15 protein-coding genes and 2 pseudogenes are annotated in these 18,281 nt (G+C 39.8%); 1 reads left to right on the top strand and 16 read right to left on the bottom strand.

The window, feature by feature from the left end; all coding sequences use genetic code 11:
• Positions 1 to 9: 9 nt before the first annotated feature.
• The 9 genes and pseudogenes from RQP50_RS02430 to RQP50_RS02395 all read right to left on the bottom strand — a co-directional run bounded on the left by RQP50_RS02430 (position 10) and on the right by RQP50_RS02395 (position 6,851).
• On the bottom strand, positions 10 to 147 hold the full coding sequence (locus RQP50_RS02430) for a hypothetical protein (RefSeq protein ID WP_315742973.1): 138 nt from the start codon (positions 145 to 147) through the stop codon (positions 10 to 12).
• A gap of 517 nt (positions 148 to 664) precedes the next feature.
• On the bottom strand, positions 665 to 883 hold the full coding sequence (locus RQP50_RS29240; protein WP_394358359.1) for a DUF3990 domain-containing protein: 219 nt from the start codon (positions 881 to 883) through the stop codon (positions 665 to 667).
• Positions 867 to 1,070: a hypothetical protein gene (locus RQP50_RS02425; RefSeq protein ID WP_315742972.1), complete on the bottom strand. Its 204-nt coding sequence runs from the start codon at positions 1,068 to 1,070 to the stop codon at positions 867 to 869. The genes RQP50_RS29240 and RQP50_RS02425 overlap by 17 nt, the downstream gene beginning before the upstream one ends.
• A gap of 329 nt (positions 1,071 to 1,399) precedes the next feature.
• Complete coding sequence (locus RQP50_RS02420) at positions 1,400 to 1,741, bottom strand: hypothetical protein (RefSeq protein WP_315742970.1); 342 nt, start codon at positions 1,739 to 1,741, stop codon at positions 1,400 to 1,402.
• 76 nt (positions 1,742 to 1,817) lie between these two features.
• Positions 1,818 to 2,937, bottom strand: a pseudogene (locus tag RQP50_RS02415) (IS3 family transposase).
• Between the two features lie 137 nt (positions 2,938 to 3,074).
• A complete protein-coding gene (locus RQP50_RS02410) occupies positions 3,075 to 3,401 on the bottom strand; it encodes a hypothetical protein (RefSeq protein ID WP_315742969.1) in 327 nt (108 codons plus the stop codon).
• A gap of 359 nt (positions 3,402 to 3,760) precedes the next feature.
• Positions 3,761 to 4,537, bottom strand: a pseudogene (locus tag RQP50_RS02405) (polymorphic toxin-type HINT domain-containing protein); the annotation flags it as partial.
• A gap of 72 nt (positions 4,538 to 4,609) precedes the next feature.
• A complete protein-coding gene (locus RQP50_RS02400; protein ID WP_315742965.1) occupies positions 4,610 to 5,845 on the bottom strand; it encodes an IS110 family RNA-guided transposase in 1,236 nt (411 codons plus the stop codon).
• A gap of 229 nt (positions 5,846 to 6,074) precedes the next feature.
• On the bottom strand, positions 6,075 to 6,851 hold the full coding sequence (locus tag RQP50_RS02395; protein ID WP_072731456.1) for a recombinase family protein: 777 nt from the start codon (positions 6,849 to 6,851) through the stop codon (positions 6,075 to 6,077).
• Between the two features lie 184 nt (positions 6,852 to 7,035).
• On the opposite strand from RQP50_RS02395, the gene RQP50_RS02390 reads away from it, so the two are divergent.
• Entirely contained in the window at positions 7,036 to 7,245 is a 210-nt protein-coding gene (locus RQP50_RS02390) for a helix-turn-helix domain-containing protein (protein ID WP_021259370.1), read from the top strand.
• Positions 7,246 to 7,497: 252 nt separating this feature from the next.
• Here the strand turns inward: RQP50_RS02390 and RQP50_RS02385 are convergent, their stop codons facing one another.
• The 7 genes from RQP50_RS02385 to RQP50_RS02355 all read right to left on the bottom strand — a co-directional run bounded on the left by RQP50_RS02385 (position 7,498) and on the right by RQP50_RS02355 (position 18,160).
• Entirely contained in the window at positions 7,498 to 8,403 is a 906-nt protein-coding gene (locus tag RQP50_RS02385; RefSeq protein ID WP_315742960.1) for a hypothetical protein, read from the bottom strand.
• A gap of 75 nt (positions 8,404 to 8,478) precedes the next feature.
• On the bottom strand, positions 8,479 to 9,099 hold the full coding sequence (locus RQP50_RS02380; protein ID WP_315742958.1) for a helix-turn-helix domain-containing protein: 621 nt from the start codon (positions 9,097 to 9,099) through the stop codon (positions 8,479 to 8,481).
• Positions 9,100 to 9,236: 137 nt separating this feature from the next.
• Positions 9,237 to 9,884 carry a hypothetical protein gene (locus RQP50_RS02375; RefSeq protein ID WP_315742956.1) on the bottom strand — a complete coding sequence of 216 codons (648 nt, stop codon included), beginning with the start codon at positions 9,882 to 9,884 and terminating at the stop codon, positions 9,237 to 9,239.
• A 1-nt stretch (position 9,885) separates the two neighbouring features.
• A complete protein-coding gene (locus RQP50_RS02370) occupies positions 9,886 to 14,907 on the bottom strand; it encodes an RHS repeat-associated core domain-containing protein (RefSeq protein ID WP_315742954.1) in 5,022 nt (1,673 codons plus the stop codon).
• Positions 14,908 to 14,987: 80 nt separating this feature from the next.
• Positions 14,988 to 16,625: a hypothetical protein gene (locus tag RQP50_RS02365; RefSeq protein WP_315742952.1), complete on the bottom strand. Its 1,638-nt coding sequence runs from the start codon at positions 16,623 to 16,625 to the stop codon at positions 14,988 to 14,990.
• 226 nt (positions 16,626 to 16,851) lie between these two features.
• The gene (locus tag RQP50_RS02360; RefSeq protein ID WP_315742950.1) at positions 16,852 to 17,514 is read right to left on the bottom strand and encodes a hypothetical protein; all 663 of its coding nucleotides are present in this window, start codon (positions 17,512 to 17,514) and stop codon (positions 16,852 to 16,854) included.
• Entirely contained in the window at positions 17,495 to 18,160 is a 666-nt protein-coding gene (locus tag RQP50_RS02355; protein ID WP_315742948.1) for a hypothetical protein, read from the bottom strand. The genes RQP50_RS02360 and RQP50_RS02355 overlap by 20 nt, the downstream gene beginning before the upstream one ends.
• Positions 18,161 to 18,281: the final 121 nt, after the last annotated feature.

Below are 18,281 nucleotides of genomic sequence, written 5' to 3'. Positions count from 1 at the left end.
CTTTTACATTTACACGTAGCCAATCCGTTTTCCACCATTTCCGAATGGCGTATCACTTCCGATTAACTTATTGTTCACATCAAAATAATGCAGAATGACTTGCACCTTGGCATTGTTTAGGTTCCAGATTGCAATTTGACTGCTCAATGTATAGAGCGTTTCTCCTTTTGCCGATACATCTTGTAAGAATGTATGCCTTCCTCCCTTGGGTATGCTGGGGCCTATCATTTGCTGAGCTTGTTACCCACACTTTCATATAATCGAGATAATAAGGTTATTTTAGTTCAATATATGATGTGGTAAGACATCAATTTTCGAGAGTTTTCCAAGAAAAGAAGCCATATGAAGTATGAACTCACATGTGGCAGAAAATTTATTTAACTATTAAGTTAGGAATAGGAAACAAATGACTACTCATTAAGAGATAACGGCTTTAACGTCGGGTCATCAAGCCTTTTCCATTAATGGGATTAACTACCATAATAAATAAATTTGATTACTTTCCCAATTATCTTGCCTTTAGCACTGGGATTGGCCCAGTGTGGCCCCTCAACAAAATCATATGGATGTGTTCTCCCTTTGCGATTTGCAATAACAAACTTCTCCCATCCATTACTTGCTCCATTAAGTTTGAGGCCATAAAAATTATTGAACTCTTTCTCACTTACAGAGTAGACCAATACTGTCCCACACCTTTTTTTCTATCCATTACCCATTCCAAAGCTTGTTTTGGATCTCTTGTTACGTAGAATCCGGCCCCAAAGTCCAAATTATCCCTACCATAAGTTACATCAACACCGTTTTTAATAATAGATTGTGCATCTTTAGTCGTGGTTCCATGATACAACAATATTCTATCATTATTCCTATTTTGTTGTTGCATCCGTATAAGGAATAGACTTAGCTTTTTCTTTAGAAATGGCCGTATCTCCAAATGCAATTCCTGCTCCTACAGTTGCAGTTGCAGCCTTACCACCATTAGTCAATAGCTGTAATAATATTAATGTCAGTGCTACAGGATTGTGCCCAGTACGATCCGTATTGTTTTTCACATACGTATATAAATTCAAGCTCAGTGGATTCTTGATGTCCCCTTCATACGTATCCTCATTAAACTGCTGCCTGTACTTCTTCTGCTATTCATTTCGTCCTCCTTTGATTGTGAGCACGTAAAAAAGCCCTTTCCTAACTAATGGTTCAAGTGGGAAAGGGCTTTTGAAAGTTGATCAAGTGTTTGGTTTGTTGGTTCTATTGAACGATCCTGTCGTTATGTTGTAAAACCCGGTTTATATTTTGTTTAAGTTATGTGTTGTTGGTTAAATAATGAGTTATTCGTCCCCCTTCCAAAAGAGAAGCTCTGAATGGCATATAGCCAATTAGGACGAAAAAGGTGAAAGGATTACTCGAAATCCTCAAACCAACAAGTTGAAAATTGTATCATAGGATCACAAAAAACAGCTAGCATTTCTTTAACGCTAGAATGGGCGGATGTTTTCCCCTTATCCCACGACCACTTATCCGAAATCACTCTCAATATTTTTTCTGCTCTTTGATAATCGAGCGGGCCTATCGTTTCAAAATTACACGTAGTTTTGAACCAACCATCCACCTTCCAATAAGGTTCATTTTCAATCAGATCAAATGATGTTACTTCATCACTCAATCTACGTATCACTACATTTAGAACGTTTAATGCCTCAGTATTAGATTTGCATTCTATAAACAAGCTAAGTTGAAACATGTGTACCTCCTTAATTTAATGCGAAATAGTTCCATCTAGAGCTACGTTAATATAATTCTGGATTGTCAACACTAAATCAGACAGCTTTTTTAAGGGATAATCTTCTGTAATCTACTGGACTCATATAGCCTAAGGTTCCATGGATGCGATGTTTGTTGAACCAATTTACGTAATCATATAGCTCCAATTCTAGGTGATGTAAACTGTGGAAGTTCATCTGATTAATGAATTCCGTCTTCATAATTTTAAACGTAGCTTCTGCAACTGCGTTATCATAAGGGCACCCTTTCATGCTTAAGGAACGACCGATCTTGAACGTAGCAAGTGTCTCATCAATCAACTTGTTCTTAAATTCACTACCGCGATCGGTATGGAATAATTGAATTTGACTTAGATTTCCTTGCACAGAAGCAAAGGCTCGTGTGACTAAAGCTGCGTCCTTTTTCGACCCTGCACTTGAGCCAATGATCTCTCGATTAAAGATGTCAACTAATACACACAGATGTAGTGCCATCTGTTTTTGATTTTGACATACGTTAGATCGCTTACAACGACGCGCTCAGCTTCGGATTGCTGGAACTTGCGGTTCAGTTCATTTACCTGTTGCAATTCGTTGCATGTTGCTTTGTGATGTTTGTATTGAGCCACGGTGTATGAAGAAACAAGGCCTTGTTTCTTCATAATGCGGCCAATTCGACGTCTTGATACGATAAGTCCACGTTCGTGAAGCTTTGCTTTAATCTTTCTTGTACCATATGCATTTCGGTTCTTCTGGAAGATTTCAACGATAAGCTTCGTAATACCATCTTCATTGCTGGAGTTTTTTGCTTCATAATAGTACGTACTTCTAGTTATTTGCAGGACGTCGCACATTGCTGATACCGAGTATTTGTCGCGATTTTGATGGATGACACTTACTTTCGTCCCATGATCAGCGCTGCTTGCTTTAGGATGTCATTCTCCATTTTGAGTCGTTGGTTTTCTTTCCGTAATGCAATAAGTTCATTTTCTTCTGGAGAGCGGTTGTCCTCCTCTGAGAAGGAACCTGTTTGGTGGGCTTGTTTAATCCAGCGATCCAATGCAGATGCACTCAACTCATTCTCACTTACAATGTCTGCTCTTGATTTCCCATTCTCGTATAGCTGAACCATCTGTTTCTTGAAATCATCTGTAAATGTTCGTCTTATTCTTGGCATAGTAGATCCGCTCCTTGTTATGATGTGTTAATTCTACTAGCCCTTAATTTTTCTGTCCAACTAAGTGTAGCCGATCCACACTGGGTGGGTGGGTAAAAGAAAGACCTTGAGGATTGCCACCCTCAAGGTCAACATTACTAGGGTTTGATGAATCTCATCTTTTCTTTAGACCAGACTTTAATAATAACCCCATCATTCCTAACTAACTGATAGTTCTCCCATTCTTTGATAATATACTTCCAAAGATTATGTTGAAGAATTTCCTCTACAGATAAATCTATCGCATGCCTATCCACTTCAATTTTTAAGACTTTTTCGGTATTAATATCCTCGTACTTTTCGTACTCATTGAGGCACTCTGAACATCTAAAATGAATATTATTGCTAACACTATTTCTTTTAACCTCAATCCATCCTTGATTACATGTATCACACCAGTCAACCTTATGTTTATAATTATCCACTAGCTAACATGCAACTCCTTAAAATAATTAAATGTGACAATATTTCATTTTGGAAACGCAGTAATTATTCGATTCTCAGAAGCATTATTTACAACAATTCTGACTTTGTTCAAAGTACTTCCATCGCCAAATTTCCCGCCCGCAATTCCTGAATTATTATAAACAACTTCATAATACCAATTCTTTTGATTAGAGTCATATTGGGCACGAATTTTTTTGTCTTTTATTTTTGCCCATGCGCCTTCAACAATCTCTACAGCATCACCAGAAAAAATTCCATGCGATGGTTTTGTTAAGTCGTTAATTTCATGTTTTCTAACATGGGCTTCTGCCTTACTCCAGTCTAAGCAACCACCAATGTTATGCACCCAAATGCCTAAACTGCTTACAAAGTATGTGTGGAAGTCAGCTACAGTAAAATTATAAACCTTTACTTTTGTATCGTGATGTACAATTTCGATATTGTCAATTTCTAGATAATTTCCGTTGCTTTGTACTAGTTCATCGCCCGCCTTAAGATCAACAGCGAGTACCCATCCTTTACTTTCAACCCAGAATGGATGATTATCGGTGGTTTCAATAACTTGGTTACCCACCGTCAACTTATAAGTAGTATCTTTCTCGTTGCGATGGAGGGCAGTAACTTCCTTGTAAGCCTGTTCGCCAGTTTCTTCATTCTTGGAAAGAACCTTATCTCCGACTTCAATGTCTTCGATATCCTTTTCCCCTTCGTCTGTTAATACCTTTGTCCCTGCTGTAAAACAATTACACTTTGCAAGTGATTTCGCAGCTTTACTACCCTTAGATACAACTTTTTCTGCTTTTAATAGTTTTCCCCAAGGCAGAAAAGAAGCTAGAGTCAAGGCTTTTTCATTCAAAGAGCCATCAGGATTCATAAGCGTATTTACATCATCAAGTATTAAGAAATTAGCCCCTTCAACTGCTATCGCCTTACCTGCCTTAACTTGTGCATCCAAATTTGATTTACAATTTCCCATATCAACCGCACAAGTTAAAGACGGAGAAATTGGGTAAACAACATTACCTGTAGGGTCTAAGTGAATTAACGGATTATTGTAAACATACGTATACAAATTCAAGCTCAGCGGATTCTTGATGTCCCCTTCATACGTATCCTAGTTTATAAAACGGAACTTAGAATAAAGAAGGTGGCAACTGGCTCTCTCAACCAATTACCACCAATTATATCATCCTACTTGCACTCTCCGAATCGTTGGCATCTCATAAGCTGATTTCTTCTTCATCATTGCGTAGATGATATTAATCAACTTCCTCATGATACATATAATGGCTTGCTGCTTTGTTTTCCCCTCGGACACCCGCTGTAAATAGTAAGCATGAAAATAGGGATTCCTCGGCACTCTTTTAGTACGAGTAACGGCGATCTGACGGATAGCAAGGCTTTTGATGATGTCATGCAACTCTCGGTTTCCCTGCTTACTTTTGTGGTTGCGTGACTTATTTCCTGAACCAACCATTACTGGAGCAATACCAGCAAAACGAGCCAGCTTATCCGCTGTTGGAAAACGATGAATATCACCTATCTCTGCCACAAGTTCCGCTGCTGTCACAATATCTATCCCTGTCATGGATTCAAGTTGGAAGCCAAGATGTCCCATCAACTGCTCGATATCAACTTCAACCCTAGCAATCTCTTTCTTGAAAAAGCCAGCCGACCTTACCTGACTGACCACAACCGAATCACGTGAATCTTGAAAGTCACGATACGTATCACCATCAACGGAAACAAGGGATAATATTTGACCAGCCTTCTTATGGGAAAGCCCATTATTGCTATGGCTTCGCAGAAACTCAGCTAATTTTTCCTCTGGCAAGTCTTTCAATTTGTGCGGTGAAGGATATGCTTCCCAGAAGGCTAACGCCGTTTTACCATCAACTTCAGAGAAGAACTTCTTATAGCTTGGATATGGGTAACTAATCTGTTGATGTAGTTTCTTTACCGTTGCAGTTAGGCTTTTGGCAAGCCATTTCCGCTGCGTGACAAGTTGACTAATCGCCCAGTACAAATCGATCGGCTTAGCATCAGGTAATCGCTCCAGTTCATCTCTCAATACCTTTGCAACACATTCAGCGTCCCAACTGTCAGACTTCTGAACCGTCACATGGCTCTGTCTTCTAGCATTTGCTAGTTTGGCATTGACCTCTTTCACCCAGCATTGATTTTCTTTAAGATAGACAGCCAACCCTCTGCCGTAACCTCCTACATCCTCAAGCCCATAGACAACCGACAATCCTTTTTTGGCATACTTCCTAACTTCCTTAACGAGCAAGGGAAATGCAGACGGCTTATTATCGAATTTAATTTCCCCTAACTTTTTGCTCCAACAGTCAATAATGACGGCTGTATGATGCTGTTTATGTAGGTCAACTCCTACATAAACAAGATTCTGCTGTTCAATCACTTTTCTCCGCTCCCTCTGTATTTGAATTGTTACTAATGAGTTTGATTTCCATTTCAAATAAGAATCGTTGCTACTCAGACACTTGCTCCGTATGTATCAGCCCATTAGTAACCACTCAAACGAGTGGCTAGAACAACAATGGTTAAATAAGTTTGCATCCTCAGTTCGAGCGGTCAATGCCGCAAAGACACGTTAGCAATATCTCATTTATCTTCAATGCGTTCCTTGACTAAATAATTGCTTGATGCACTCCATCTGCTTCGATCTGTCCGTAACGATACTTGCCCTGATAGAATGCTTTACGGTCTAGGATTCGCTTCACCTGTACCTTGGTGAACATCCTTCCTTGCTCCGTAGAGAACCCTTCTTCATTCAATTTCTCAGCTAATGCCGATAATGACCATGTAGGATACTGCTCTTTAAGACAGAATAATCGTTGAACAATGGCTGCTTGCTTCTCGTCAATAACGATTTTCTTTGAACCTCGTTTCCCCTTATAACCAAAAGGAATGCCGCCACCTGCAAACTTGCCTTCAGATGCTTTCTTATTTCGCCCTCTACCTAATTTCATTGAGATTTCTAATCGCTGGTATGCATCCAACAACTCCATAAGACCGTTAATCAAAAAGTCTGATGGGTCTTTCTTAAATATGCTGTATGTTGGCTGCTCGATGCTTTGGATGTCAATGTTGTGCCTTTTCAATTCACGATGAACAAGCACTTTAACTAGATCACTTCGCCACAATCGGCTAGTGTTTAGAACAACCACGTAATCAACCTTATTGCTAGCTATGAACGACATCATATCTTGAAAACCCTCACGTTCGACTTCTAAGGCTTCTTCATCCACCTTCGCACCGCTTATGCCTTCATCGGTAAAGACATGAACCAGATGCCATCCTTGCCGCTCACAATAGGCTTTGATCTCATCTTGCTGGTAAGACAGGCTGTAGCCATCCTTCGCTTGTCCTTGTGTACTAACCCGAACATAACCTATGACATTCATTGGATTACCTCCCTGTTAACCCTAGCGTTACACGAATTAGAATTAATGTTACGCTAAAGAGTTATACTCTTAAAAGTATATAACTATTGTATTACCTTTAAGCGTATATATCAATGCTAGGATGGATAGAATATGATATAGTACGGTTAACAGTATGATGTATTTAGTGGAGGATTACTTTCCCATGAAATTAAAAATTAGATTGAAAGAAATACTAGCCGAAAAAGGGATTTCCCAGCGGCAACTCTCTTTACAGATGAATATTCGACATGCAACGATTAACCATCTATGTTCCGACTCTGTTGATCGGGTTTATATCCGAACGTTAGAAGCCGTTTGTGAAGCTTTAGACATTTCGATTCATGAACTAATTGTTGAAGATCAGGAAGCATAGACATTTGAAAAAGCAACCATAGTCGGTCGCTGGATGTGCTATGCCCTTTACTCCAATTCATTTCAAGCCTTTGGGTATAAACCATCCCCCCGATAACAGTTATCGTGATGGTAAACATTTTTTATGTAGTGGATTGATTTCTCTTAGTTTTCACGTACAATTATAATTATGTTATTTTTATTTCATCCATCATCATGGACTTTTTATCGTTATCGGCAAAATAACGTGTCCCTGTCTGAGAGGATGTGTTTCCTAGCTGTTTATAGCTAATGGACTTAGGCAGTTCCCTTTGGGAATTGTCATTTTTTTTGCCGTGCTCTTGCGGATGGCATAGGTTGACGGTTTATATATCTGCCTTAGCGTTGATTCATCAAACATGTGTTGCAGCATTTGGAAGCCAAGCATGGTTTCGATCTTGGATATGTTCTCTTTGTTTTCCATCAACCAAGATAAACCTATGTTACTAGCTTCTGCTGGATATTCGATCTGACCAAGCACCTTGTCTGTCATGTAGTTAAAGAATGGCTTGGCAATTAATTCAATGGCTTTCCTTGTAGGTGCATACTTTTTCATATCGCTATCGCTCGGATTGACTTCAAGTCGCAATATTCCTTTGGCACGCTCGATAATGTCACTTGACTCCTTAGCTTTCGTGACTTGCTTATGCTTGTCATAGAACATGATTCCACTACTTTTATTCCAATATTTTACAGTCTGATCTTGGTTGTACATAGTCGTGTTCTTATAGGCTAACTGTTGTTTGCTTAGTAACCTCACGTAATCACCAACATTCTTACCAACTTGAAAATTCCAGCAAACATCACATCGACTGACCGTCCATTCGGAATGTGGAATATGAATATAAAATAACTGCTGTATTCTTTCTTGCAACCTATCGAAGAATAGTGGTATATCTTCTTCTTCTAATATTGTTACATTGTCTCCATATAAGAACTTGGGAATAGAGACTTGGATATGTAGGGTTTGACTACTCTCGATATATTTCATATATGGAATTTGTTCATCATAAATCGTATAACTTGTATTTAACGCACCTGTTTCCTTGCTTAAAAATGTAACAGCCTTACCAGTGAGCTGATTCAATGTGCCTGAATCAATGGCAACGGGTCTTACTTTCAATCTTACGGTGTCAAACATATGTAACCTTCTTTCTATTTTTAAGATAATCTAGAATCTTGGATGTAATTAGATATGTTATAAGAATGGGCGACATTAGTCCTCTTTCGGCTGAAACTTGTTTTTATGCTTCTGATAGAACAATTCTACATCGTCCAAGAAGCCATTCTCGCTCAATTGCTTGTACTTAGGCTTGTAACCTCCAAACATACTGTTTCGTTGAGCTAAGTGATACACCAAGGCTTTCATCATCTCTGCTTCTTGCTTTCCTTGACACAGAAGCTTAACGACATCTTGGAAGACTTCAGAATTTTCACCATACTCTTCATTAATAGCTTTTCGAATGCTGTCTATTAACTTGGTTTCTTTGCTTTCCTCAAGATAGTCAATAATTCCCTTGTTCTGAGATACAACCTCTGATGTGGTGAACTCTTCACCATTTTCATCAATGCGAGATACCTTAACCTCATCAAATACATCCATTCTTCGGAAGTATTGAATCTGAATATCGATCTTTTCGGATTCAGTAAGCTCCTTCTGAAACAGATCAAACTCCTTGATTCCAAAGAGATCAGATAACCGCGCTAAACGCTGCTGCGGTATCTTCCTTCTGCCCTTAATCCAATCTTGAAACGTCTGCTTAGATACTCCAACTTTCTCGGCAACTGTCTTATACTCCATTTGCCATGTATCTGATATAAATTGTAGTCCAACCATCTCATCACCGCCATACTAAGTATGTCTTACAGGAATATTATATTATTGCATACCAAGTATGTCAACAACAAAAAAAACCACATGGAGCTGTTACACTCGCATGTGGTCTAGTGAAAAACAATCATGTAGATAAAATATCAATTATTAAGCAATTGTGTTGCCTTTAAAAACAAGACTTTCTTATGTTTTTTATTACGCTCACCTTCTTCAGGGAAATGAAATAAGCGTAACGCAAGATACTCCACTAAATTCTTATCTAATGCACATTCTAAAATTTTGTATTTCTCATACCTCAACAATTGTTTAACATCCTCATCGGTTAACATCTGATTTTTTTCGATTTTGCTTCTCATCATTTTTGCATATATTTCTTTGATAATTACTGGGGTACCAATATCCTTTAAAAGAATTAGATCATTTTCATTGACCTTATCTTCCTTAAGTAAATATACTATGAGACTTTCAAGTGCCAAGTATTTTGTCTTTTTATATTCATTAATAATTTGAAGGAACAATGCATTGTTCAGTTGTTCATGTTGTTCAGTTAGTACTAGAAAATATCTATATGTTACATGCTCCTTCGCTTCTGTAGGAATCTCTAAGCAGTTTATCATATTATAAATACCGTTGAGGGCCTGATTGTTCAAATCCCCATGCAATTGCGCCAATTCAAAAGTTGATAATGTTGCTAGAATAGAATCTACCGTTTGAGGCGTTAGACTTTCTTCCTCCCTCCTCTCAAATATCCCATTAATTTTCGATATTGCATTTTGATAATTCACCATATCACCTTCTATTGTTAGTCCTATACCACTTCATTATCTGGCTGACAGAACTTCTAATTTGCGGTCTAAACTGATCAACTAATTTTTGTTGCATTCTATTTAACTCTGGATTTCCAGCTAATGGCTTTCCATTTTGGCCAACCCTTGTCATCTTACCATTCTTATCATATACATGTACATGTGGGGGGGCATGTTCAATTCCATGATAATAATGCACTATCTTTCCGTAGCTATTTTCACCTATTGTACTATCAGGCAACCCACTAGCACTAGCTTTCGTGCCAAATAATAGATCAGATAAACTTGGTTGTTCAATAGGTTTAACAACTATACCAATAGCTTTACCCTTTTGAATTGCAAAAGAGGCTTGACCATCAATACAACCTCCTGCAATGGAGTAGTTACATGGATTATTCCTAATCTCATCAGCCAATGATTCGACCCTTTTTTGATTAGCAGAGATATTATTGATGCATTTTTGCGAGTTACAGTTCGATTTATCAGATTGATAATTTTTCCACGCACTCTTTAGCATTTCAAGATTATCGTACCATATTTCATTTATAAACTGGTCAACGCCACTAAAAGAATCAACGTAACAACCTGTATCTTTACCTGCTTTGCAATAACCACTGGGATCGGTGTAGATGAGTGGATTATTTTCCACATACGCATACAAATTCAAACTAAGTGGACTTTTAATATCCCCTTCATACGTATCCTCATTAATAAACCGACCTACACTTGGATCATACCATCTTGCGCGCAAATATTGCAGATTCGTTGATGCATCCCAGTACTCTCCCGAGTAGCGGAAAATGTTTGGAACCGTCTCCTCTTGAACCAACGGATTGCCCCAGATATCGTACGTATAGCGATTCAATACATTTCCTTGCGCATCTCGGATTTCCGTTATATCGCCGTGTCCGTTGGATACATAATACTGAAGACCATTCTGTCCCGGAACTTGACGAGCCAGCAGCTTGCCGTTCGAGTCATGAACGTACGCAGCTGTAATTGTGACGCTGCCGTTCGCTTCTACCTTACCTTCTGCTACAATCTTTGCTCTGTCGTCATAGTAATATCGGGTCGTTACACCGCCTTCGGTGCGTTCTACCATCAGGTTATCCCCATTATAACGGTAGCTGACAGCCTTACCGTCCTCCGTCGTCACTTGGGTCAGACGATTGCGGCTGTCGTACGCGTAGCTGGCTCCCTTGATATCCGGTACCTGATCGCTTTGCAAGGTGCTGCGGTTATCTCGTTGGTCGTACGTATATGCCTCATTGAACTGGCTTGAGGTCTTGATTCGGTTCAGTTTATCGTAGCTAAATTGATAAGCTGCTCCATTATCGTTTTTAGCCGTGATATTTCGGTTGTTATCATAGGTATAGCTGTAGTTTCCAAACAGCGCTTCTCCTTGCTTCTGTTGGATACTTGCCAGATTATAACCATCGTAATTGTATACTTCATTGAGTCCATTTGACGAACTCAATTTAGCAAGCTTCTTGGATTGTTGGTCATAATCATACGTAAACTTGAATAGAGTAGCGCCATTCCCATCAAGTGTTTGCAGATTTGTCGGAACCCCTGCCTCATAGAGGTAATCTATATTCGATGTCATGGTACCGCTCGATGCGCTAATGGTTTGCTTCGTTCTCAACTGGCGAGTGTCGTAATCAAAACTCAGCCCCGTTTGATCCGGGTATCGAATCCCTGCTAGTTCACCTGTTGGATAATAATCATACGTTGTCGTCCCTGTTCCATCGGTCATCGACAATCGTTTGCCTGAGGCATCGTAGCTGTACGATATCGTTTCGTCAGCAGCTTTGGCTTCTGTCAGCAAATCAAGATGATTATATACAAAGGCTTGAGACTGGCCTTTCTTATCGATGATGCGGGAGATGTTACTATTCGCATCATAGTACACTTTCTTGCTTTGCTTGTTCGGATCCGTTTGTTTAATTAATCGGCCGATCTCGTCATATCGTTTTTGCACCGTGTTGCCGTCTGGATATTTGACTTCGACCATATTTCCGGACAGATCATATTGATAACGGGTTGTCATGCCTTCGCTATCCGTTACAGCAAGCAATCTTCCTAGGACATCATACTCATACTTGGTCTCATCATTCTGATTCGCGTCCGTTGAGCTCGTTACATTTCCTGCATAATCATAAACGTAACGCGCCAACACCACATTTCCAGATGGCTTGATCTCTTCCTTCACTGTCACTCTGCCTAGAATATCATACGTTTCTTTAATCGGGTTATTTGTGCCATCCATCGTAATCTTGGTATTGGCGCCATCATCATACTGATAACGCGTAGCAGCAAAATACCCCGGTTGTTCGGCTATGACACGTCCCCAAGCATCATACTCATATTGCGTAGCAGAACCGTTGAAGTCTCCCTTGGAAATCAAATCGCCATATTCGTTGTAACGATGCTCTGCCGTCCCTCGCCCATTCGTTTCCTTGATCAATCGCCCGAAAGGATCAAAGAATCGCTCCGTTTGTTGTCCGGCCGCATCCGTGACAACAATATGGTTGTTCTCGTCGTCATATTTAATCTTAGTTTGCGACTTGTCAGCATAAGTTACCGCAGTTACACGATTCAAATCATCATACGTATAGGTTATATCCTCTTTTCCATCCACATATTGATACAGCATGCCAGTCTCGGGAATATATATGGCCTGACTCGTCAGCTCTCCGGACGCGCCATCCGCATCCGTCACCGTTACCGATTGCTTATTCGGGAACATATAGTTATGGGTTTCATTGAATTCCTGCCGAATGACGGTATCCTTCGCGTTATCGCCTTTGATTCGAATTGTCGTCGGATTGCCATGCACGTCGCGCTCATAGCGAACTTGATTCAATAACCGTCCCTGACCGTCTTGCAGCGTAGCCTGCTGAAGACCACCATGCTCGGTTTCATATTCATACTTAGCGATCAGGTTGGACTGAGGCCCAACAGGCGTAGTCATTTTCGTTAATTTTCGAGCCTCGGCTTGAGGGATATACTCATATTCATAGTAACTGGTTCCTTGAAGCGGTTTAGTCTCCTCAATGACATTTCCGTATTCATCATATTTATAACTTGTCGTTCTCGTAGAAGATCCCGAAGCTCCGTAATTGGTTTCCGAAATGCTAAGGGGCTTGGAATGCATCAATTCCCTTTTCGAATTTTTATTATATTCGTAGGTAACAGTCTTGCGTTCGTTGCTTCCTTTTGCTGTCGTTTCGCTTCTATTATGATAAAGAATCGGCGGATCTAGCGGAAACGTATGGCGATCCCCCTCATTCATTTTTTCATATTCTTCTCTGTAACTAACAGAATAGTTATGCTTCGTTACGGTACGGCCATCATCCACGCTAACATCATAGGTAACATTTCCGAATATCTTTCCAAAATCTTTTGGAAAAGTAACGGTTTGCCGATCAGAGACGACGGTAGCGTTATTCGTGCTATACAGTAGTTTGCGTTCATTATATATGACCTGGTATTCTATCGCGTAAAAACCTAGTTTACGGAGTACGGTTGAACTAGTGAACTTAGACTGTGCTTTGGTCGGATGCTCAATCATCCCCAGCGTTACCCAATCGGTTTTTCCCCAATAGAACATTTGTTCGTTGAAATTTTCCTCTTTATTATACACACTGTATGTCGGATCAATGTTGGATGGCATATATTGACGAATATCGTAATAATAAGTTGTTTCTCGCCCAACCGGATCGATAACCTTTTTTAATACATATTCGTCATTAAAATTAAAAGATATCTTTTCTTTGATATATTTAACAACTTGATCCTTTGTTTGATTCGTCGCAGGATCTGTATAATATACCCTTGCTTCTACATCATTACCGTTGTCTCGAATGGAGAGAACATTGTATTTTGAACTTTTCTTCCCCTCTTTGGTAGAAGCAACAACCATAATTAGTTTCATGCCTCTATGGTAAAAGTCGAGAATGTTATCATATTCGTCTTTTATCTGCAGAAGCAGGCCGCCTTCGTCAAAATAGTAATCCAATCCCTGCTTGTAATCGGTAAGAACATATCTAGCATCTTTCGGCTCGTCAGACCCTTTCGATTCGCCGTAATGCGGGCCAAAACTCAAATCTCTAAAGGGATACCCCACCAGATCATATCCGTCTATCGCAAATGTTCCACGCTGGGGCAGATAAAGGAATTTTTGATCCTCAGCTACTTTAAGATAAGGAATATCCCACATCCACCCCTTCCCCAGCGAAGAACGATAATCTTCTTCCGACTTGCGGGACATTTGTTTATTTTCTCTCTCATTATAATAAATATCATCTTTACCGCGCGAACTATCGTACACACGACGCAATTCGAAGTTCAAACCATTCGGTCCTGGAAGAATAAGATCAGTTTGCTCTACATGCAGAGAACCGTCGACTGTCGAAATGTTCTCGCCAACGCTCCCGACTGAATACGGTGCGTGATCGAACTTCAGCTCTTTTTGCTTCAATGCAAAGCTATCATAGTTCGAAGAAGAAGACAGGGATCGCTTGGAGCGACGAAATTTGGGAATCTCATACACAGAGTCTGTAACGCTTGGTTTCTTAACATTCCCGTCACTCTCCACTTTCGACAAATGATCATACACACTTGTCGTTACCGTAGCCGTATTATACACGCTTGTCGTTACTGCAATCTGTTGCGCAACACCAGGATACAAGCGGTTCATATACTGCTCGTACGATCCTCCGCGCTGCTTCTCCAGCAGCCCCTCATAGATATGGTGCAGCAGGTATCCTTTGGACATTTCACCGTAAACCCAGTCACCATCAACTTGAAATTTCTCAGCTACTGAGGAAATTGTAATAATATCTTGCGGATCTAGATCCTTAGGCTGTTGGCTGTACACTGCATCCGTAACTGAAAGATTAGACAGCTCAGCATCGGATGACATCACTTCTTGTGCAGAAGTAATTGGTACGCTCGTAAACGCTAAAATAAATGTTAAAATCAGTGATATGTACTTTTTCACGCTTTTTCTCCTGTTCAATTAAGTATTTTGCTTATATGTATCAAAAAACACCTCAATTAGATGAATAGAGATTACATCATTCACTTTCTCTTTTCACGCCTAATTAAGTTGCCATTTGCATCATAGTAATGATAAATGATTCTACCGTCTGGATATGTTATCGTTTCCATCTTGTTGCCGGCATCGTATGAATATATCGTCGCACGTGCTTCAGTATCATAATGGATGGATATCGTCCAATTCGTACTATCGCATTGATTAGTACCGTTCGTATTAATTACAAAATATAAAACCCCGCCTTCGCTTATCGGCAGTACGATATCATGATCCACTCCAGCATCATTGTTATAATCCAGCTTCGCCTGCCAAATGGGAGTGAAGCCGTTTAAAATGGTTGCTTTGACACCATCCCCACATGCTGTATTACTTTTGGCTGCATGTCCGCTCACACGCACCGAGCCTGACTTTGGAGCCACCCATTTTCGGACGGAATCAGACTTATCGGGATGCTGCATATTATGTGTAATGATCGAAAACGGATATTTTCCTCTCCACAGTTTTTCGCTAGAGTCCCATTCCATATCCTCATATTTGGAGCCTTCCAATTCTTGATAATACCAATTAGACTGCCCTTGTGCCGGACTAAATCCAGAAACGGATGAGTAAGTTAGATCAGCTATTGGTGCCATATAAGTGATATGCGGATCCCATGATGTACCGTCACAATCCGCATTGTCATTCGAAGCTACTAGAAAACGCAACTTATCATCTACATGAACGGTCATATCATGTTGGACTTGGAGGCCTTCTGCATCATCAAATCGAACAGGCGCCGACCATACGACTTTGTTGTTTTTCTGGATGGATGCAATGATTCCATTTCCGCACTTCGTGTTCGCTTTGGCCACCCTTCCCGAAATTCGGATCAGTCCGGATTCCGGTGCGATCCAAGTTCGTACAGAGCTTAGATCGGTTGGATGTTGAAAAGAACGACCTATGAGCGAATATTGATTCCCCCCCTTCCACACCTCTTCCTTCTCATCCCAATTTAGAAAGGAAAAAGCCCCATCCTTGCCTTCTTCATAATACCAATTGTTCTGTCCTTGAACGCCACTAAATCCTTCAGAGGCAGAATAGGCTAATGAAGTGTTCGCGTCTAGATACGTGATGCTTGGATCCCAATATGTACTGTCACAATAATTGTTCTGTTCTCCCTTGTTTATGATAAAGTAAAGTGCTTCACCAGAGTTAATGTGCGTCTCGTAGTTCGACGTTACCCCGTCGATGTCGTTATACTCGATATGGGTCGTCCAAAGTAATCTCGTATTTTTCCGAATCTCTACTCTTACGCCGTCCCCACATCCGGGATTACTCTTAGCAACGCGTCCATTTATGCGTATCAACCCACTTTTGGGCGCTACCCATTTCCTTACAACATCTGTTTCATCTGGATGATTAACATTTGCTGCAATCATCGTAAAAGGATGACTCCCCCTCCATAGTCGTTCAGATTCATTCCACTTCAAATCAACATACTGTTTCCCATTCCATTCCTGATAAAACCATTGATTCTCCCCTTGAATGGAACTGTAGTCTTTACTAGATACATATGTATTTTTGTCTTGTTGAGCAAATATGCTATTCTCGCTATAAATAAAAATAAGAATGAAGAATGCAAGTATTACCGTAATTTTGATAAATGCTCCTTTTGATCGCAAAATAATCCTGAACCCTCCTTTTTTATATAATTAATACTTGATTCTAAAGGAATCTAAAAGAACTATAATACTAATTTTCATATGCTCATGGATTCATATAGTAGCATTATTTTCCCTACTGCACACTTATTATTTGTTAGCATTTATTTGTAAATAATGGAGGTTTGATGACTCTATAATCTTATATCAACAACTCACGATATATTTTAGCAGTATTATGATGTAACTATTCTTTAACTATCTTTCTCTGTACCTGATTGCCATTGGCATCATACTCTATTTCAACAATCTTTCCATTTGGATAGATGATTCGCTTTACTTCATTACTTTGATTATATTCGTAATGAACTATATTAAGATTTCCTTGAGTGTTAAGTAGTCGTAGCCTTACTTGATCCATGTCCAAATAAGCCCCAACTTCCCCACCCACCGCAAACCGGATGCGAATGGATGCAACATTCGGCTGAACAACAAACCGAGTATAATGTGCTTTCCAGCTCCAAGCTCCATTTCTATATCCGTTATGAATTTCTCCTACGTTATTCCCCTTGTCATCTATTTGTATAATACTGACTACAGCTTGTCCTTCAGGCAAATAATATCTCAAGTAGGAACTAAATTCATACGCAGCTCCCCCAAGGACGGGAATAGGATCTGATAAAGCATACATAAAAGAGTCCTTATCATCTAATCCATTGAATAATCGATAATGATATTTCCCATCTACAGGTTCATATGGGGCAATTGTAGCAAATGGGTTTGTGCTGGTACCGTTCCTCCATACTGTCTCCCAAAAATCAGGTAAATTGTTAGAATTCTCGTCTTTCTCAAATCCCTCGTTCATATCAATCTGAGTTAACTCCACCTTATCAACATCCAAAATAAGCACCGACTTCGCCACCAACTCCAAATCGGATGCGGATAAACTTGGTGTCTGGATTTAGAACAAAACTATTGTTTTTTTCATTCCATTTCCATCCGCCGTTATTGTAGGTGTAATGAATTTCCCCATTGTTATTCCCTTGAGCGTCTGCTTGGATAATGCTCATCTCAGCTCGTCCCACAGGCAAATAATATCTTAGAAATGCTTTAGTTGTATAAGCTGATCCACCCGTAACAGGAATCTGATCAGATAGCACATACTGATAAGATTGTGCATCGTTGTCACCATTGTATAATCGATAATGAAGTTTCCCCTCTACTGGTTCGTATGGAGCTAAGATTGCGTACGAATTCGAACTCACCCCATTTCTCCAAACAACTTCCCAAAAATCAGGTAACTGATTATGGTTGGAGTCCTTCTCGAAACCACCATTTATGTCAACCATATTGGAATATGAGCTACTGTTTACCTGATTAGCAACAGTCCCCAAAGCCGTTGCAACTTTTGTATTTCCATACGCACCTCGTTTAAAGCTTTCTTGATTCAAGAACACTTTTTCTGTGGGACTAGCATTAGCGGCGCTTGAAATCAGAAAGAAACTTAACATTATCGTCACTATACCCATTAAATAACTTTTGAAAGGTAGCTTCACAACATCCATCCCCTTATCTGGCCTAAGTATTTAGTATATTTCCCATAAGACTTATTTAACAGTTATTATTTCCCACAATAGAAAAAGAAAATGGAACGCATTCGACTCGACTCTTTCCAAT

The sequence above is a fragment of the Paenibacillus suaedae genome (assembly GCF_032337355.1).
In the GTDB taxonomy this organism is placed as follows: domain Bacteria; phylum Bacillota; class Bacilli; order Paenibacillales; family Paenibacillaceae; genus Paenibacillus_B; species Paenibacillus_B suaedae.
The sequence above is the reverse complement of the archived record's forward strand: the minus strand, read 5'-3'. Positions and strand labels throughout refer to the sequence as shown.